This is a genomic window from Agromyces italicus DSM 16388 (assembly GCF_000421545.1).
In the GTDB taxonomy this organism is placed as follows: domain Bacteria; phylum Actinomycetota; class Actinomycetes; order Actinomycetales; family Microbacteriaceae; genus Agromyces; species Agromyces italicus.
In genome coordinates this window covers 588,420-605,683 of record NZ_ATXF01000005.1, presented here as the reverse complement: position 1 = coordinate 605,683, position 17,264 = coordinate 588,420, and the positions used below count along the sequence as shown (strand labels likewise).

General features: G+C 71.2%; 17 protein-coding genes. 15 read left to right on the top strand and 2 right to left on the bottom strand.

Going from position 1 to position 17,264, the window contains the following annotated elements:
• Positions 1–335: 335 nt before the first annotated feature.
• Both H516_RS22020 and H516_RS0107240 read left to right on the top strand, forming a co-directional pair.
• A complete protein-coding gene (locus tag H516_RS22020) occupies positions 336–785 on the top strand; it encodes a hypothetical protein (RefSeq protein WP_157432173.1) in 450 nt (149 codons plus the stop codon).
• The gene (locus tag H516_RS0107240) at positions 782–2,320 is read left to right on the top strand and encodes a hypothetical protein (RefSeq protein ID WP_022889057.1); all 1,539 of its coding nucleotides are present in this window, start codon (positions 782–784) and stop codon (positions 2,318–2,320) included. The genes H516_RS22020 and H516_RS0107240 overlap by 4 nt, the downstream gene beginning before the upstream one ends.
• Here H516_RS0107240 and H516_RS0107235 read toward each other — a convergent pair.
• Entirely contained in the window at positions 2,286–2,669 is a 384-nt protein-coding gene (locus H516_RS0107235; RefSeq protein WP_022889056.1) for a phage holin family protein, read from the bottom strand. The two genes, H516_RS0107240 and H516_RS0107235, sit on opposite strands and share 35 nt — an antisense overlap.
• Before the next feature lie 52 nt (positions 2,670–2,721).
• Here H516_RS0107235 and H516_RS0107230 point away from each other — a divergent pair, with 52 nt between their 5' ends.
• The 6 genes from H516_RS0107230 to H516_RS21265 all read left to right on the top strand — a co-directional run bounded on the left by H516_RS0107230 (position 2,722) and on the right by H516_RS21265 (position 9,484).
• A complete protein-coding gene (locus tag H516_RS0107230; protein WP_026378539.1) occupies positions 2,722–3,834 on the top strand; it encodes a histidinol-phosphate transaminase in 1,113 nt (370 codons plus the stop codon).
• A 16-nt stretch (positions 3,835–3,850) separates the two neighbouring features.
• Positions 3,851–4,984 (top strand): thiamine pyrophosphate-dependent dehydrogenase E1 component subunit alpha, encoded by a 1,134-nt coding sequence (locus H516_RS0107225; RefSeq protein ID WP_022889054.1) that lies wholly within the window; start codon positions 3,851–3,853, stop codon positions 4,982–4,984.
• A 110-nt stretch (positions 4,985–5,094) separates the two neighbouring features.
• On the top strand, positions 5,095–6,078 hold the full coding sequence (locus tag H516_RS0107220) for an alpha-ketoacid dehydrogenase subunit beta (protein ID WP_026378537.1): 984 nt from the start codon (positions 5,095–5,097) through the stop codon (positions 6,076–6,078).
• Positions 6,079–6,130: 52 nt separating this feature from the next.
• Complete coding sequence (locus tag H516_RS0107215; protein ID WP_022889052.1) at positions 6,131–7,576, top strand: dihydrolipoamide acetyltransferase family protein; 1,446 nt, start codon at positions 6,131–6,133, stop codon at positions 7,574–7,576.
• A 206-nt stretch (positions 7,577–7,782) separates the two neighbouring features.
• A complete protein-coding gene (locus tag H516_RS0107210; RefSeq protein ID WP_022889051.1) occupies positions 7,783–8,382 on the top strand; it encodes an RNA polymerase sigma factor in 600 nt (199 codons plus the stop codon).
• A complete protein-coding gene (locus tag H516_RS21265) occupies positions 8,348–9,484 on the top strand; it encodes a CU044_5270 family protein (protein WP_022889050.1) in 1,137 nt (378 codons plus the stop codon). Before H516_RS0107210 ends, H516_RS21265 begins: the two co-directional genes overlap by 35 nt.
• 95 nt (positions 9,485–9,579) lie before the next feature.
• Here H516_RS21265 and H516_RS21260 read toward each other — a convergent pair whose 3' ends face one another.
• Entirely contained in the window at positions 9,580–10,068 is a 489-nt protein-coding gene (locus tag H516_RS21260) for a GNAT family N-acetyltransferase (RefSeq protein WP_169513503.1), read from the bottom strand.
• A 162-nt stretch (positions 10,069–10,230) separates the two neighbouring features.
• Between H516_RS21260 and H516_RS18935 the strand changes: the two genes are divergently transcribed.
• The 7 genes from H516_RS18935 to H516_RS18915 all read left to right on the top strand — a co-directional run bounded on the left by H516_RS18935 (position 10,231) and on the right by H516_RS18915 (position 17,233).
• The gene (locus H516_RS18935) at positions 10,231–11,283 is read left to right on the top strand and encodes a metal ABC transporter substrate-binding protein (RefSeq protein WP_022889048.1); all 1,053 of its coding nucleotides are present in this window, start codon (positions 10,231–10,233) and stop codon (positions 11,281–11,283) included.
• A 5-nt stretch (positions 11,284–11,288) separates the two neighbouring features.
• On the top strand, positions 11,289–12,074 hold the full coding sequence (locus tag H516_RS0107190; protein WP_051138715.1) for a metal ABC transporter ATP-binding protein: 786 nt from the start codon (positions 11,289–11,291) through the stop codon (positions 12,072–12,074).
• Positions 12,075–12,124: 50 nt separating this feature from the next.
• A complete protein-coding gene (locus H516_RS18930) occupies positions 12,125–13,324 on the top strand; it encodes a metal ABC transporter permease (RefSeq protein WP_022889046.1) in 1,200 nt (399 codons plus the stop codon).
• On the top strand, positions 13,324–14,166 hold the full coding sequence (locus tag H516_RS18925; RefSeq protein ID WP_022889045.1) for a metal ABC transporter permease: 843 nt from the start codon (positions 13,324–13,326) through the stop codon (positions 14,164–14,166). The genes H516_RS18930 and H516_RS18925 overlap by 1 nt, the downstream gene beginning before the upstream one ends.
• Positions 14,163–14,585: a Fur family transcriptional regulator gene (locus tag H516_RS0107175; RefSeq protein WP_022889044.1), complete on the top strand. Its 423-nt coding sequence runs from the start codon at positions 14,163–14,165 to the stop codon at positions 14,583–14,585. Before H516_RS18925 ends, H516_RS0107175 begins: the two co-directional genes overlap by 4 nt.
• 351 nt (positions 14,586–14,936) lie before the next feature.
• Entirely contained in the window at positions 14,937–16,292 is a 1,356-nt protein-coding gene (locus H516_RS18920) for a quaternary amine ABC transporter ATP-binding protein (RefSeq protein ID WP_022889043.1), read from the top strand.
• A complete protein-coding gene (locus H516_RS18915) occupies positions 16,289–17,233 on the top strand; it encodes an ABC transporter permease (RefSeq protein WP_051138714.1) in 945 nt (314 codons plus the stop codon). The genes H516_RS18920 and H516_RS18915 overlap by 4 nt, the downstream gene beginning before the upstream one ends.
• The last annotated feature ends 31 nt before the right edge of the window (positions 17,234–17,264 follow it).

The following is a 17,264-nucleotide window of genomic DNA, read 5'->3' as shown; positions in this document are numbered from 1 at the left end:
CTATCGGCGACGGGATCGACCTCTTCCCGAGCCAGGCCACGACGGCAGAGCTGGCATGTCGGGTATACGAATCCGACGGAATCATTTCCGGACTCCCGAGCCGGCGTGCGGTGCTCACGACGTTGACGAATGCGGGCGGTGGGCGTTCGTCTGGGGCAGCGCGGTCGTCGACGCGCTCGACGGCGCGGGGCCGATCGCTCGGCTCGGCCGAACCGCCCTCGAGCAGGTGCTCGCCGACGAGACGACCTTTCCTCCACAGCGGTGAGGCGCGGCGGTCCGGGTACGGCTCGGCTCCGTCGAGCGTCGCGACGCGTCGTGGTCGGCAGTCTGGCCGAATGGATGCCTCAGACGCCCTGATCGCGGCCCTCACGGGTCGCACCGTCACCACTGAACGAATCGAATCCGCCGCCACGGTCCGGGTGCGACTCGCGGTGCTGCGAACCGAACTCGGTCACGCCGCGGCGATGCTGCCGCCCGACGGTGGGGAGTGGCGCTCGGCAGCGGCCGATCGCTACGCCGAACGGCTGCACGCGCTGCGTTCGCGGGTGCTCGCAGCAGTGGAGCGGCTCGACGCGGCGGCGGCCGATCTCGAGGAACGCATCCGTCGGATGCAGGCGGAGCTCGCGGCGTTCGAAGAGGCCGAGCGCGATGCCGAGGTGCAGGCCAGGGCCGCCCGGGAGGCCGCGCTCGCCGAAGAGGCGCGGCTCGCGCGCCGTGCGGAGGAGCGGCACGCCGAGCACGCCGAGCGCGCCGGGGCGGTCGGCGCTGCTGGGGGTCGCTCGTGAGCGACACCATCACGATCTCGGGCGGCGGTTCGACCGCCGTCGCGACCGACGAGCTCTTCGCCGACGCCACGCGCCTCGGCGGCGCCGCGACCGCGGTCGCCGCCGTGCGGGCGCAGGCCGGGTCGCTCGAGGCCGAGCTCGACGCGATCGGCGCCGACCGCGGCGGCTGGGCCGAGCCCCGACCGGCTGCCCTGCTGCGCGAACTCGAGGTCGATCTGGGCCGCTGCGAGGCCGACGTGGAGGAGCTCCGCTCCGCGCTCATCGCGAGTGCCGAGCGATACGGGTCGACGGAGCGGGCGATCGACGGACTCTGGCAGTTCGGCGGCGGCATCGTCGCGCACCTCCTCGGCTCCGCCCTCACCACGCCGGCCGGACTGCTCTTCGCGGGCGGCCTCGCGCTGACGGCCGGGCTCAATGCGGCGGCGGCGAAGGCGTGGGGCAGCACCCCGCTGAACGATTGGCTCGCCGCGAACCAGGCGCTGCTCTCCGACCCGTTGTTCGTGCGCGCGGTCCGCGCCGCGGTCGACTCCGTCGACGAGTTCGCGGTCGGTGCCGCGCAGCTTCCCGGAGGAGGCGGCCTGGCCGCGGTGTTCGGCGACCTCGTGAACGCCCCCGAGAGCGCCTCCATCCTGCTCGGCGTCGCCGCGCTCGTCGGCTCGAAGGCCCTGGTCGACGGGCCGGTCTCGGTTCGCCGGGCAGAGGGTGGCGATCGTGCGGGTGACGGGAGGGCACCCGCGGGGCACCCGAGCACTGGGCCCGAGCGCGGTGTGCAGGCGCCCGACGGTTTCGCCGATCTCGCCTCGCGGATCCCCGGCGGCGAGGGGCCGCAGATCCGCATCGAACGCTACGGCGACGCCGGCGACCCGCGCTGGCTCGTGTACATCAGCGGGACGGTCGACCCGTCGTTCGTCGCGGGTGAGCAGCCCTTCGACATGGTCTCGAACGTGCACGGCGTCGCCGACGACGCACCGCTCGACGCGCTCCGGCAAGCCGGTGCCGAGTCGGGCGCGGGCGAGCGCGCCGTGCGCGAGGCGATGCGGGCCGCCGGAATGTCACCGGGCGACCCGGTCTACTTCGCGGGGCATTCGGGCGGCGGCATCATCGTGCACGAGCTCGTGAAGGACCCCGGGATCAACTCGGTCGGCGGGGTGAATCTCGGCGGACCGGGCGCTTCGGCGCCGACGCGCGAGGGGGTGCCGGTGCTCGATGTCGCCCACGACGAAGACCTGGTACCCGCGGTCGGCGGGGCGGGGCGGTCGTCGCCCGATCGCACGACCGTCACGCGCAGCGCGCTCGACGACGGACACCGCTACGAGGGGGTGCTTCCGGCGCATTCGCTCGAGAGCTACCGAGACACGGCGGCGCTCATCGACGCGTCGGAGGCGGCGGAGCTCGTCGAGCTCCGTGAACTGCTCGCCTTCACGGGCGGCGGCACCCGTGCGGTGAGCGAGTGGATCGCCGAGCGCGACGTCGGCGCGGACGACGCCGCGGGCGTGCCGCTCAGTCGCTCGACGGACGGACCACGAGGCCGATGAGCCAGCTGATGAGGCCGAGCACCAGCGCGCCGAGCACGCCCCACCAGAAGCTCTCGACGACGAGGCCGAAGCCCATGAGGCCGCTGATCCAGTCGACGAGCAGCAGCAGCAGGCCGTTCACGATGAACGAGATGAGGCCGAGCGTGAGGACGTAGATCGGGAACGCGACGATCCTGATGAACGTGCCGACGATCGCGTTCACGAGCCCGAAGATCGCGGCCACGAGGAGGTAGGTGAGCACGGTCGCGAGCGTGGTGTCGTCGTACGGCACCACGCTGACGCCCGAGACGATGAGCGTCGTCAGCCACAGCGCGAGGGCGACGACGATGACCTTGACGATGAACCGCATGCCTCCACTCTGTCAGACGGTGCGGCAGAGGCGAAGGGGTACGGTGGATCGCGTGAACGCACCGGAACCGCGAGGAGCAGGCGTTCGCCTGCGCCCCGAGATCGCCGCCCTCCCGCCGTATCGCCAGGGCCGCCCCGCTCCCGCCGACGGATTCAAGCTCTCGAGCAACGAGAATCCGTTCGACCCGCTGCCCTCCGTCGCCGAGGCGGTCGCGGCCTCGGCATCGACGATCAACCGCTACCCCGATGCCACGGCGCTCGCCCTGCGCGAAGCCCTCGCACGGCGTTACGGGGTCACCGCCGACGAGGTGCTCGTCGGTGCGGGCTCGGTGGCGCTGCTCGCCGCACTGATCCAGGCCGCCGCCGCTCCCGGCGACGAGGTCGTCTACTCGTGGCGGTCGTTCGAGGCCTACCCGGGTCTCGTCACCGTGTCGGGCGCGACGAGCGTGCAGGTGCCGAATCGCGCCGACCACGGGCACGACCTCGAGGCGATGGCGGCGGCGATCACCGACCGCACCCGCGTCGTCATCGTCTGCTCGCCGAACAATCCGACGGGCGTCGTCGTCACGGCCGCCGAGTTCGAGGCGTTCATGGCGAAGGTTCCCGCCGACCTGCTCGTGCTGCTCGACGAGGCCTACATCGAGTTCGTCCGCGATGCGCCCGGAGCCGTCGACGGCTCGACGCTCCTCGGCCGGTACCCGAACCTCGTCATCCTGCGCACCTTCTCGAAGGCCTACGGCCTCGCCGGCCTCCGGGTCGGCTACGCGATCGGCCCCGTGCCGATCCTCGACGCGGCACGCGCCACGATCACCCCGCTCAGCGTGACCGCCGCCTCGACCGCTGCGGCGCTCGCCTCGCTCGAGCCCGCCGCCGAGGCCGAACTGCTCGAGCGCGTCGGGGTCATCGCCGAACGGCGCGACCGCGTCCGCACGGCATTGATCGCGCAGGGGTGGCCGATCCCGGTCGCCCAGGGCAACTTCATCTGGCTGCCTGCGGGCGAGGCGACGGCCGAGGTCGCCGAGCGGCTCTTCGATGCCGGGCTCGTGACCCGGGCGTTCCCGCCGGCGGGCATCCGCGTGTCGATCGGCGAGGAGGAGTCTGTCGATTCCCTCCTCCGGATTCTCGGTGAGCTTGTACCGGCTTCACAAGAAGGGCATCCCGGATAGCGGGTAGCGTGGAACGGTGGCAGCCCGCGAGAGAGACTTCACCGTGCCGACGGTTCAGCTCCTGACCCCAGAGGGCGTGTTGCGCCCGAGCCCCGAAGCCGAGCCCTATCTGCCGCTCGTCGAGGCGCTCGACGACGCGACGTTGCAGCGTTTCTACCGCGATATGACGGTCTCACGGCGGCTCGACGTCGCCGGCGCGAACCTGCAACGACAGGGTCAGTTGGCACTGTGGGTGCCGAGCTCCGGCCAGGAGGCGGCGCAGGTCGGCTCCGCGCACGCCGCACGCCCTCAAGACCATCTCTTCCCCTCGTACCGCGAACACATCGTGGGCATGATCCGCGGACTCGATCCGGTGCGCATCCTCGCGCTGCTGCGCGGCATCACGCAGGGCGGCTGGAACCCCGAGGAGAACGGCAACTTCCACCTCTACACGCTCGTGCTCGCCTCGCAGACGCTGCACGCCACGGGCTACGCCATGGGGTTGCAGTTCGACGGCGCCACCGCCACAGGCGACCCCGAGACGGATGCCGCGGTGCTCGTCTACTACGGCGACGGTGCCAGCTCGCAGGGCGACGCCAACGAGGCACTCGTCTTCGCCTCGAGCTACGAGACGCCGCAGGTCTTCTTCATCCAGAACAACCAGTGGGCGATCTCGGTGCCGGTCTCGCGGCAGTCGCGCAGCCCGCTTTCGCTGCGCGGCGGCGGTTTCGGCATGCCCGGCGTGCGCATCGACGGCAACGACGTGCTCGCGAGCTACGCGGTCACCCGCCAGTCGCTCGAGGAGGCCCGGGCCGGCCAGGGCCCGAGTCTCATCGAGGCGCTCACCTACCGCATGGGCGCGCACACGACCGCCGACGATCCCACGAAGTACCGCACCGACGACGAGGTGGCGTACTGGGCCGAGCGCGACCCGATCGCCCGGTACCGCACGTGGCTCGAGAGCCGCGGCGCCTCGGCCGCGTTCTTCGACGACGTCGACCAGGAGGCATCCGACGTGGCGGCCGACGTGCGCCGCCGTGCACTGGAGCTGACCGGGCCGGTGCGCGCCTCGATCTTCGAGCACGTCTACAGCGAGCCGCACCCGCTCATGGCCGAGCAGCACGCCTGGCTCGACGAGTTCGAGAACTCGTTCGACGGAGACGCGGCATGACCGGCCGGATCGACGAGGAGGTTCGCGTGACGAGCGACACGACGCCCGAGGCATCCGTGCCCGAGGTCGAGACGCCTTCGGCGACTCGACCCGCAGACGTGGCCGGCGACATGCGCGGCGTGCAGACCCTGTCGATGGCGAAGGCGATCACGGCGGGCCTCCGCGACGCCATGCGCGCCGACGAGAAGGTGCTGCTCATGGGCGAGGACATCGGGCCGCTCGGCGGCGTGTTCCGCGTCACCGAGGGGCTCTCGGCCGAGTTCGGCGAGAAGCGGGTGCTCGACACCCCCCTCGCCGAGTCGGCCATCGTGGGCACGGCCATCGGCCTCGCGATGCGCGGCTACCGGCCCGTGTGCGAGATCCAGTTCGACGGCTTCATCTTCCCGGCGTTCGACCAGATCACGACCCAGCTCGCGCGGCAGACCCTTCGGCACGAGGGCAGGGTGACGATGCCGATCGTCATCCGAGTGCCGTACGGCGGGCACATCGGTTCGATCGAGCACCATCAGGAGAGCCCCGAGGCGTACTTCGCCCACACCCCGGGCCTGCGCGTGGTCAGCCCGTCGAACCCCCACGACGCCTACTGGATGATTCGCGAGGCGATCGAGTCGCGCGACCCCGTGCTGTTCTTCGAGCCGAAGAGCCGCTACTGGCCGAAGGGCCCTGTCGACCTCGACCACGCCGGGTTGCCGCTGCACGCGAGCCGGGTGGTTCGCCAGGGCGCCGACATCACCGTCGTCGGCCACGGCGCGATGGTCTCGACGCTGCTCCAGGCCGCCGATGTCGCGGCGGAGGAGGGCACGAGCATCGAGGTCGTCGACCTGCGCTCCCTCTCCCCCATCGACTACGGCCCGCTGCTCGAGTCGGTGCACCGCACCGGCCGACTCGTCGTGGCGCAGGAGGCGTACGGCAACGTCTCGGTCGGCTCCGAGATCGCCGCGACCGTCGCCGAGCGGGCGTTCTACTCGCTCGAGGCGCCCGTGCTGCGGGTCTCGGGCTTCGACACGCCGTTCCCGCCGGCCTCGCTCGAGACCGAGTACCTGCCGAGTCCCGACCGGGTGCTCGAAGCCGTGGACCGCGCGCTGGCCTACTGACACGACCCAGACATGTCGTTGACGGCATGACTCGACTGCGAGGGTAAGACTGATGAGCGAGATCCGATTCCCCCTTCCCGATGTCGGCGAGGGCCTCACCGAGGCCGAGATCGTGCAGTGGCGCGTCGCCCCCGGCGATCGCATCGTGCTCGACCAGGTGTTCGTCGAGATCGAGACCGCGAAATCGCTCGTCGAACTGCCGAGCGCGTTCGAGGGCGTCGTCTCCGAACTCCTCGTCGAAGAGGGCAGGACGGTCGACGTCGGCACGCCCATCCTGGTGATCCAGACGGATGCCGCGGGCGTGGCGCCGGCCGGAGCTGCGGGTGCCGGCGGGGCGGGTGCGAACGGCGCTGCGGCCACGGCCGCTCCCGCTGAGGCTCCCGCTGCTGCTCCCGCCGAGGAGGGCGGCGGAGCGGTGCTCGTCGGGCACGGCGCCTCGGGCCCCACGGCGACGCGCCGACGCCGGCACCCCTCGCCCGGCGGGGCGCACGAGAACCTCGCGACGCCGCCCGCTCCCGCGGTCGTCGCTCCCCCGGCTCCCGTCGCGGCGCCGGTCGCGGCCGACCGCAGCGGTGCCGCCGCGGCATCCGCAGCCCAGACCGCTGCGCCGACCGCTGCGTCGCGCGGCGAGTCGCGCGTGCCCGTGATCGCGAAGCCGCCGATCCGCAAGCTCGCGAAAGACCTCGGCGTCGACATCTCGCGGGTCGCCCCGACCGGGTCGATCGGCGACATCACGCGCGACGACGTCATCCGCGAGGCGAGCCAGGCGAGCGTCTTCCGCAACATCCAGACGCCCGAGGCGCCGTCCGACCGCGAGACCCGCATCCCCGTGAAGGGCGTGCGCAAGGCGATCGCGAACGCGATGGTGCAGAGCGCATACTCGGCGCCGCATGTGTCGGTGTTCGTCGATGTCGACGCGACTCGCACGATGGAATACCTGAAGCGCCTCAAGGCCTCGCCCGACTACGCCGGCATCAAGATCTCGCCGCTGCTCATCATGGCGAAGGCGATGCTCTGGGCCGTGCGTCGCAATCCGACGGTCAACGCGCAGTGGACCGACGACGAGATCATCGTCAAGCACTACGTGAACCTCGGGATCGCCGCGGCGACGCCCCGTGGGCTGATCGTGCCGAACGTGAAGAACGCGCAGGACATGTCGATGGTCGAGCTCGCGACCGCGCTCGAGCAGCTGACGCTCACCGCCCGCGAGGGCAAGACGCAGCCCGCCGAGATGCAGGGCGGCACGATCACGATCACGAACATCGGCGTCTTCGGCATGGACACCGGCACGCCGATCCTCAACCCGGGAGAGGTCGGCATCGTCGCGCTCGGAACGATCAAGCAGAAGCCGTGGGTCGTCGACGGCGAGGTGCGGCCGCGCTTCGTGACGACGATCGGCGGCTCGTTCGACCACCGCGTCGTCGACGGCGACGTCGTCTCGCGCTTCGTCGCCGATGTCGCCTCGATCATCGAGGAGCCCGCGCTCCTGCTCGAGTAGCGTGTGCGCGCGCCCGCGGACCCGCGCCCGAGGACCCGCACCCGCACCCGCGTCCGCACCCGCGGACCCGTTCCGGGGGTGCATTTGCGCCAGATTCCCGCCCTGAACCGCATCGGATTGGCGGGAAAGCACCCCCGCAACGAAGTGCGTCGGCGCAGTAGCATCCGAATCGTGAACTCGAACGCGCGAAACGTGCAATAGCCGGTGTGAGCACAGACCGCGACATCATCGCCCGATCGCTGGAGAGCCCGGCGGCGTTCAGCGAGCTCTACGATCGCCACGCACCGCGCGTGCATCGTTTCGCCGCACGCCGCGTCGGGTCGCATGCGGCCGACGACGTCATGAGCGAGACGTTCCTCGTCGCCTTCGAGCGACGCGGGCGCTTCGACGGGTCGCGTGACGACGCGATGCCGTGGCTCTACGGCATCGCCACCACCCTGCTGAAGAAGCGCGCCCGACTCGAGGCCCGCGCGTGGCGCGGACTCGCCGCGGCACATGCCGCAACGGAGCCCCACCTCGATGCCACCGACGCCGTCGGCGATCGCATCGACGCGGAGGCCGCACTGGGGCGACTCGGCCGGGTGATCGCACGGATGCCCCGGGCGGAACGCGACACGCTGCTGCTGTACGCCCTCGGCGACCTCGACTACTCAGGGGTCGCCGAAGCGCTCGAGGTGCCGATCGGCACGGTCCGCTCACGACTGAACCGCGCGCGGCGAAGGCTGCGCATCGAACTCGACGCGGGCGAGCCCCGCGAATCGGAGGTGGAACATGAACGAGCTGCAACTGCTGCGCCGATCATCTGACGACGTGGCGACGGTGAGCGACGAGTCGCTCGCGCGAGGACGCGCGGCATTGTTCGGGGCGATCGAGGAGGAAACGAACGTGGATGCCTCGGCGACCGCGCGAGCCGCCCGCCGTCGGCGGCGGCGGCGCGGGTGGGGGTTCGGCACCCTCGGCGGGGCCGTGGCGGTCAGCGCCGTCGCGACGCTCGTGATGGCCGACGTCGTCGGGCTCGCGGGGTGGCGCGGCGGGGCGACGCCGGCCGCGGCGGCGGTGCTCGAGGAGGCGGCGCTCGCGGCGATCGAGGTGTCCGACCCGGTGGTCGGGCCCGGGCAGTACCTGAAGATCGAGACGACGGCGGTGTACGGGTCGACGACTCAGCTCGACGGGCAGGCTCCGTTGAGCTGGCTCACCATCGCCGACGACCAGCTCTTCGTGCCGGCCGACCGATCGGACGAATGGGTCTGGGTCAGGGAGCATTCGCGACCGTACGAGGCGTTCAGCGACGAAGGGCGGCGCCTCGCGGAGGAGTCGTATCAGGGAACGATCATGGAGTTCGGCTCCGAGCCCGAACGCCTCCGGGCAACCGGCGGAAACTTCTACAGCTACCCGTCGGAGGTCGCGGAGCTGCAGCTCGACGAGCTGCCGCGCGACCCGCACCGGCTCCTCAACCACATCTACCGGGTCACCCTCGGAGCAGGTCCCTCCCCCGACGGCGAGGCGCTCGTGTACATCGCCGATCGGCTTCGGAGCGGAGCGGTTCCCGCCGACCTCCGGGGTGCGTTCTACCAGGCCGCGGCGCTGATCCCAGGGGTCGAGATCATCGAGGATCAGGCGACGTTGAACGGACGAACCGGGGTGGCGATCGGTCGCACTGAGTCCTCGAATCAGACTCGGCAGGAACTGATCATCGACGCTGACACGGGCCTCTTCATCGGGGAACGGCAGATCCAGTTGGCCGAGCAATGGGGCTACCCCGCGGGAACCGCCACCGCGTGGACGACGGTGGTGACCTCGGTCAGCGATGAAGCTCCTGAAGGCGGCACGCCGAACGGGTTCAACGATGTGATGGGCTGCGAACTCGTCGGGCCGGGAGCATTCCAATGCCCAGTCGACGGCAAATGATCGGGGGCTGACGGCTTTCCGCCCGCAGGAGGACGCGGACCGCGGACAGCGGGCGGAGAGCGCAGCCAGGCGCGGGGGCGCGGTCGGCGCCCCCGCTACAGCCGGAACTCGCTCGTGATCGTGTCGGGCGTGCGGCTCGCCTCGACGAAGCCGACCCGCTCGAGCGTGCGGCGTGCGGGCAGGTTCGAGACCTCGGCCGAGGCGCGCACGATGCGGGCGAGACCGGTCGAGCGGGCGAGCTCCACGGCGGCCACCACGGTGTGGAACGCGAGCCCCTGGCCGCGCACGGCGGGCACGAGTCCGAAGTCGAACTCGACGGCGCCGTCGGCGTCGGGCGGGCCGAACAGGTTCACTCCCCCGATGGCCGGCCCGTCTTCACCGCGGCGCACCAGATAGGGCCCGAAGGGCATGGGGTCGCCGTTCTGTCGCACCGCGCTCACGTACTCGGCGAGAAGCTCGGGCTCGTCGGTGAAGGCGTAGGCGCCCTCCCACTCGTCGTGCGGATCGACCGCGCCGGAGAGCACGCGCTCGGCATCGGCGACGGTGAATCGGTGCAGCGTGATCGGGGCCGTCGTCGTATCCACGTACTTCACTCTCGCATGCACCGCCGACCGGCGCCAAGTGTTGTGCACAGGGTGACGTTGGAATGCCCGGTGAACTCTTCGAGTTGCCTCGAGGGAGGCTCGACGCGGCGCCGCATCTCAAATGGTTTTGACAATCATTATCAATAAGCGTAGTTTCGAAGCATGCACACGCGCAGCCGGAACGTCACCCGCCCCCTCACGCTGATGGGTGCGGGCGGTCTCGTGACGGCCGGCGCCATCGCCCTCGCAGGGTGCGCGAGCCCCGGGACATCCGCCGGCACCGACGGGCCGCAGATCGTCGCGACGACGACGCAGGTCGGCGACTTCACCCGCGAACTCCTGGGCGGCGACGCCGCGTTCACGCAGCTCCTCTCCCCCGGCCAGAGCGCGCACGGCTTCGACCCGTCGGCGGCGCAGCTGCTGGCACTGGCGAACGCCGACGCGCTGGTCGTCAACGGCGGCGGCCTCGAGAGCTGGCTCGACGACGCCGTCGACGCCTCCGGCTTCGACGGGGTGCTCATCGACGCGAGCACCGGCATCGAGCTCTTCGGCACCGACGACCACGCACACGACCACGACGACGAGGCGGATGCTTCGGGGCACGACCACGACGCCGACCACGAGGGTCACGACCACGGCGCCGGCAACCCGCATATCTGGACCGATCCCGCGCTCGCCGAGCGGATGGTCGAGAACATCGCCGACGGTCTCGCGACGGTCGACGGCCTCGATGACACGAAGCTCGAAGCGAACGAGACCGCGTACCTCGCGAAGCTCGCGGCGCTCGACGAGTGGATCGGCGACAACGTCGAACAGGTGCCGGTCGGCGAACGCCTGCTCGTGACGAACCACGACGCCTTCACGTATTTCGTCGACGCCTACGACGTCACCTTCGTCGGTAGCGTCATCCCGAGCTTCGACGACAACGCCGAGCCGAGCGCCGCCGAGATCGACGAGCTCGTCGCGAAGATCGAGGAGATGGGCGTCGCCGCGGTGTTCTCCGAGGCATCCCTCTCGCCGAAGGCCGCGGAGACGATCGCCGCCGAATCCGGCGCTGCCGTGTACTCGGGGCCCGACGCGCTCTACGGCGACTCGCTCGGCGCGCCCGGGAGCGAGGGCGAGACCTACCTCGGCAGCCAGGTCCACAATGCGCGACTGATCCTCGAATCGTGGGGCGTCGCGCCTTCCGCCCTCCCTGCCGTCCTGCAAGGATGACTCGCATGAGCGTCTCCCCCGTCCTGCGCCTCTCCGGGGCCGCCTTCACGCACCCGGGCGGCTCGGGCGTCTCGGGGCTCGAACTCGAGATCGCGCCGGGCGAGGCGGTCGCGCTCATCGGTCCGAACGGCGCAGGCAAGTCGACGCTGCTGAAGGGCGTGCTCGGGCTCGTGCCGCTCACGGCCGGGCGGATCGAGCTCGGCGGCGTCGACTTCGGCATCGGCCGCGCATCGCATGCCGCGAACGGCATGGTGGCGTTCCTCCCCCAGTCGGCCGACCTCGACCCCGACTTCCCGATCAGCCTCGAGCAGGTCGTCATGCAGGGGCGGTACCGCGGCCTCGGAGTGTTCAGGTGGCCCGGCCGGGGCGATCGCGCGGCGGTCGCGCGGGCGCTCGAGACGGTCGGGCTGGAGGGGCTCGCGAAGCGACCGTTCGGCGAGCTCTCGGGCGGGCAGCGTCAACGGGGTCTGCTCGCGCGCGCCCTCGCCTCGGACCCTACGCTGCTGCTGCTCGACGAGCCGTTCAACGGCCTCGACCAGCTCAATCGCGATGCCCTGGTCGAGACGTTGCGCGAGCTCAAGACCCGCGGAGTCGCGGTGCTCGTGTCGACCCACGACCTCGACCTCGCCCGCCGCGTGTGCGACTCGGTCGTGCTGGTCAACGGCGAGCAGCTGGCGTTCGGCCCGGTCGACGAGGTGCTCACCCTGGGCAACGTGCAGGAGTGCTTCGAGGGCGTCGAGGTCGAGATCGACGAGCACACCCTCGTGGTCCCCGGGCACGAGGGTCACTGAATGCCGTACAACGCATATTGCCCGCGAGGGCCGCGGGGGAGGGGGCTCGCATGTCGCTGACCGACGCGCTGTTCTCCGCGTTCGCGATCCCGTTCATGGGCCGCGCGCTCCTTGTCATGCTGGTGCTGGCCGTGGTCGCCGGCGTCGTCGGCGTGCTCGTGAACCTGCGTGGGCTGGAGTTCATCACCGACGGCCTCACTCACGCGGTGTTCCCCGGACTCGCGATCGGACTCGCGGTCGGGGGGACGAGCGGGCTCATCCCGGGTGCGGCGGTCGCGGCGCTCGCGGGCGCGCTCGCCCTGACGTGGCTCGATCGCGCGGGCATCACCTCGGACGCGGCGATCGCGATCATGCTCACCGCCACCTTCGGCATCGGCGTGATCGTGGTCTCGAAGAGCGACGACTACGCGGGTGAGCTCGAGGCACTGCTCTTCGGCCGGGTGCTCACGATCCCGCCCGAGCAGGTCGTGCCGCTCGTCGTGGTCAGCCTCTTCGCGCTGCTCGCGGTCGGCCTCACCCTCAAGCAGCAACTGTTCCGTGCGTTCGACGCAAAGGGCAGCCGCGCGGTCGGCGACTCGGCACTCGTGCTCGATCTCGTGCTCAACGCGGCGATCGCGCTCGTCGTCGTCGCGGCCGCGGCGACCGTGGGCACGCTGCTCGTGCTGGCCCTGCTGATCGTGCCGGGTGCGGTTGCGCGACTCGCGACCATCCGCCTGTGGGGGCTCTTCCCGATCGCCGCAGTCTTCGCCGCGCTCGGCGCGTGGCTCGGGCTCGCGGCGGGGTTCGCGGTGTCGGTGGGTGCCGGAATCGACCTGCCGGCCGGCGCGACGATCGTGGCGGTGTTCGTCGCGGGGTACGCGCTCGTGCTGGGCGTCACGGCGATCAGCCGCCGCGTCGCTCGTGTCTCCCATGCGCGCCACGGGCCTCGTCCGCCGCGTGCCTCCCGTTCGCCGCGTGCCTCCCGTTCGCCGCGTGCCTCTCGTCCGCCGCGTGCCTCCCGTCCGCCGCGCCGCACGGGAGGAGATCGCTCGATCGGGAGGATCGAATCCCGAGTTTCCTCCTCCCGATCGGCCGAAGTCCTCCCGAACGGAGGGGCTGGTGCGGCAGCGGGGGCGGGTGCGGCGGCGGCGGCGGGTGCGGCGGCCAGGGCGGCAGCGGCAGCGGGTGCGGCGGCGGCTGCGGTGGCGGCAGCGGCCGGTTCCGGCGCCGCGGATGCGGGGACCCCTCGCATTGCGGGGGAGGGGCGCTGATGGGGTACTTCGAACGCGCCCTCCTGGCGGCAATCGTGATCGGTGCCGGCGCCGGGTTCGTCGGCGCGCTCGTGGTGCTGCGCAAGCGCACCTTCTTCGCGCAGGCGCTGACCCACGGCACGTACCCGGGGGCGGTCGCCGCGGCGGCGCTCGGCGTCAGCGTCCCCGCGGGGGCCGCCGTGGCATCCGTCGTGCTCGTCGTGATCATGGCCGGCATCGCGCGCGTACGACGCCAGGGTGCGCAGGTCGCAGCCGGAATCGTGCTCACCGGCGGCTTCGCCGCAGGGGCGCTGTTGCAGGCGCTCATCCCCGGGCTGCCCGTGCGTGCCGAGAGCCTGCTCGTGGGCTCCATCCTGACCGTCGGCGACGGAGACATACTGCTTGCGGCAAGTGTTGCGCTGACCGCGATGGTGCTCGTCGTGCTCTTCGGCAAGGAGATCGCGTTCTCGACCTTCGATCCGTCCGGCTTCCGGGCGATGGGCTATCGCGAGTGGCCGATCGAGCTGCTCGTGCTCGGCCTCACCGCCGCGTCGGTCGTGAGCTCGCTCCCGGCGGTCGGCGCGATCCTCGCGATCGCGCTCATCGCGGCTCCGGCCGCGGCGGCGCGGCTCATGGTCGGCTCGTTCCGCGGAGTGCTCCTCGTCTCGCCCCTGATCGGCGCCGCGTCGGGCGTGCTCGGCGTGCTCGCCTCGCGCGCGTTCGACATCGCCGCCGGCCCGTCGATCGCGCTCGCGGCGACGGCGTTCTTCCTCCTCGCGCTGGGACTCTCCAAGCTTCGAGGGCTAGCGTGGAGGCGGACCGACATCCCCGTCGAGACCGCGGAGGGCGCACGAATCGCATGAAACGCAACACCTGGCAGCGCGAGGCCGTCCGTGAGGCGCTCGATTCCACGGAGGGCTTCATCAGCGCGCAGGCGCTGCACTCCGCGCTGCACGCGAGCGGATCGCCGATCGGTCTCGCGACGGTCTATCGCGCGCTCGGCGACCTCGCGACGAGCGGCGAGGCCGATTCGCTTCAGTCGCCCGAGGGTGAGTCGCTGTATCGGGCCTGCTCGACGACCGGTCACCATCATCACCTCATCTGCCGCAACTGCGGGCTGACGGTCGAGATCGCGGCCGACGAGGTGGAGGCGTGGGCGAAAGGCATCGCGGCCGAGCACGGGTTCACCCAGGCGGCGCACGTGGTCGACGTCTTCGGGCTGTGCGCGAACTGCACGCAGCTCGCCGATCGCGACCCCCGTGCATCCGACATGAACCAGTAGCGGAATGCAAAAGCACTGATCAGGGCTGAATAGCGCGGCCCGATTGGGTTCTTCGGAGAATCCCCGATAGCGTGGACGACGGTCCTGCAAGACCGATCGCCCAGTCCGCGGTCTGATATTCCCAAACAGGAATCCTCGGAGCGTATGGTTCGGCGGTGAGGCATCCGGCTCCGATGGCCGGGTGCGACGACACCCTGTTTCGCCCGACGATCGCACCATGCGCCGGGCTTGAGCGCGGGGCATCCGATTCACCGCCAACCCGGCCGTGACCCACGAGTTCGGCGCATCCCGATCCGACCGCGCAACCCCTGACGTGCGCGGTGTTCGGCGCGCCCTCAGGGAGCCCGATCCATGCCAGACAATCCGAACCCCGGCCCGCAGCCGCCGACCGCCCTCGAGGTACGCCACCTCACCAAGTTCTTCGGCAGGAAGCCGCGAGAAGCGCTCGCTCGACTCGAGCAGGGCGCCGGTCGCGACGAGGTCGCCGCCCTCGGCACCGCCGCCGTCATCGACGCCGACTTCGACGTGCGTCGAGGCGAGATCTTCGTCGTCATGGGCCTGTCGGGCTCGGGCAAGTCGACCCTGATCAGGATGCTGAACGGGCTCGTCGAGCCGACCGACGGCACGGTGACGGTGATGGGGGAGCAGATCACGGATGTCGCGCCGAAGCGTCTGCGCGCGGTGCGACGCCGGCGGGTATCCATGGTGTTCCAGCACTTCGCGTTGCTGCCGCACCGGACCGTCCGTGAGAACGCCGCGTACGGCCTCGAGATCCAGGGCGTTCCGCTCGCCGAGCGCCGAGCGCGCGCCGACCGGATCCTCGACCGGGTCGGTCTCGGGGGATGGGGCGACAAGATGCCCGACGAGCTGTCCGGCGGCATGCAGCAGCGGGTCGGCCTGGCCCGTGCGCTCGTCGCCGACACCGACATCCTGCTCATGGACGAGGCCTTCTCGGCCCTCGACCCGCTGATCCGCCGCGAGATGCAGGAGCAGCTCGTCGAACTTCAGCACGAGCTCGGCAAGACGATCGTCTTCATCACCCACGACCTCAACGAGGCCATGTTCCTCGGCGATCGCATCGCCGTCATGCGCGACGGACGCATCGTGCAGCTCGGTACCGCCGAGGAGATCCTCACCGATCCGGCCGACGACTACGTCGCCCAGTTCGTGCAGGACGTCGACCGTGCCCGGGTGCTCACCGCCGGCAACGTCATGGAGGCGCCGCGAGCGGTGGTGACCGCGTCGGCGGGTCCGCGGGCCGCACTCCGGACGATGCGCGACCTGCAGACCTCCATGGTGTTCGTCGTCGGCAACGGGAGGCGCCTGCTCGGCGTCGCCCACGACCGCGATGTGCTGCGCCTCGTGCAGCGGGGCGAGCGCGAGCTCGCGGGCGTCATCAGCGACGACCACCCCGTCGTCGACGTCGACGAGCACCTCTCCGAACTGTTCGAGAGCGCCGTGGAGAGCCAGCTTCCGCTCGCCGTCGTCGACGGCCAGGGGCGACTGCTCGGCGCGGTGCCGCGGGTGACGCTGCTCGCCGCGCTCGGCAACGTGCCGACCGACACCGCCGAACAGTCGATCATCGCGACCCCGGCGACGATTCCCGTCGACGTCATCACGGCGACGCTGCACAGCACGGCGGCGGCCGAGGCGGCGACGGCCGACGCCCCGGCGGCCCACGCCGCGGGGGAGAGGAGCCCGGCATGAACGACTTCCGTCTGCCCCTCGGCGAACTCGCCGAAGGCGTCATCGACATCGTGACCGACGTCCTCGGCGGCTTCTTCGCCGTCGTCCGCGCGATCTTCGCCGGCCTCTACGACGCCGTCGACCTGCTGCTGTCCGCGCCGCCGTTCGGCGTGGTCATCGCCGTGCTCGCGGTACTCGCCTTCCTCCTGCGAGGGTGGAAGCTCGCCGTCGGCACGGTGATCGGCCTCCTCGTCATCGTGGGCGTCGACCAGTGGGAGAACGCCATGGACACGCTCGCCCTCGTGCTCGTGGCCAGCGCGATCGCCATCGTGATCGCCGTCCCGATCGGCATCCTCGGTGCCCGCTCCGACACGGCGTCGAAGATCATCCGCCCGATCCTCGACTTCATGCAGACGATGCCGGCGTTCGTCTACCTGATCCCGGCGCTCATCCTGTTCCGAGTGGGGGTGGTGCCCGGCATCGTCGCGACGATCGTCTTCGCCATGGCGCCGGGCGTGCGGCTGACCGAGCTCGGCATCCGCGGCGTCGACAAGGAGGTGGTCGAGGCCGGCCACGCCTTCGGCTCCTCTCCGTGGCGCATCCTCCGCCAGATCCAGCTGCCGCTCGCGATGCCGAGCATCATGGCGGGCGTCAACCAGGTCATCATGCTCTCGCTCTCGATGGTCGTCATCGCAGGCATGGTCGGCGCGGGCGGGCTCGGCGGCGACGTCGTGCAGTCGCTCACCCGCATCGACGTGGGCCTCGGCTTCGAGGCCGGGCTCTCGGTCGTGATCCTCGCGATCATCCTCGATCGGCTCACCAGCGCGCTGGGCGGTCTGCGCGGCCAGCGTGCGAAGCGGGTCAGGCGATCGGATGCCTCGGCGCGCGCCCCGCGGCCGGCTGCACCCCGCCCCGAGCCCGCCGCGAGCGGGGGCGCCCCCGTGGCATCCGTCGCCCCCTGACCGCTCGAGCCGGGCACCCGACTCGTCGCGC

Bases quoted from the DNA above. Each gene is read 5' to 3' on its own strand.
- H516_RS18915 (WP_051138714.1), top strand. From the start codon at position 16,289: ATGAACGACTTCCGTCTGCCCCTCGGCGAACTCGCCGAAGGCGTCATC.
- H516_RS0107175 (WP_022889044.1), top strand. From the start codon at position 14,163: ATGAAACGCAACACCTGGCAGCGCGAGGCCGTCCGTGAGGCGCTCGAT.
- H516_RS18925 (WP_022889045.1), top strand. From the start codon at position 13,324: ATGGGGTACTTCGAACGCGCCCTCCTGGCGGCAATCGTGATCGGTGCC.
- H516_RS18920 (WP_022889043.1), top strand. From the start codon at position 14,937: ATGCCAGACAATCCGAACCCCGGCCCGCAGCCGCCGACCGCCCTCGAG.
- H516_RS0107215 (WP_022889052.1), top strand. From the start codon at position 6,131: ATGAGCGAGATCCGATTCCCCCTTCCCGATGTCGGCGAGGGCCTCACC.
- H516_RS22020 (WP_157432173.1), top strand. From the start codon at position 336: ATGGATGCCTCAGACGCCCTGATCGCGGCCCTCACGGGTCGCACCGTC.
- H516_RS18935 (WP_022889048.1), top strand. From the start codon at position 10,231: ATGCACACGCGCAGCCGGAACGTCACCCGCCCCCTCACGCTGATGGGT.
- H516_RS21265 (WP_022889050.1), top strand. From the start codon at position 8,348: ATGAACGAGCTGCAACTGCTGCGCCGATCATCTGACGACGTGGCGACG.
- H516_RS0107235 (WP_022889056.1), bottom strand. From the start codon at position 2,669: ATGCGGTTCATCGTCAAGGTCATCGTCGTCGCCCTCGCGCTGTGGCTG.
- H516_RS18930 (WP_022889046.1), top strand. From the start codon at position 12,125: ATGTCGCTGACCGACGCGCTGTTCTCCGCGTTCGCGATCCCGTTCATG.
- H516_RS0107220 (WP_026378537.1), top strand. From the start codon at position 5,095: ATGCGCGGCGTGCAGACCCTGTCGATGGCGAAGGCGATCACGGCGGGC.
- H516_RS0107190 (WP_051138715.1), top strand. From the start codon at position 11,289: ATGAGCGTCTCCCCCGTCCTGCGCCTCTCCGGGGCCGCCTTCACGCAC.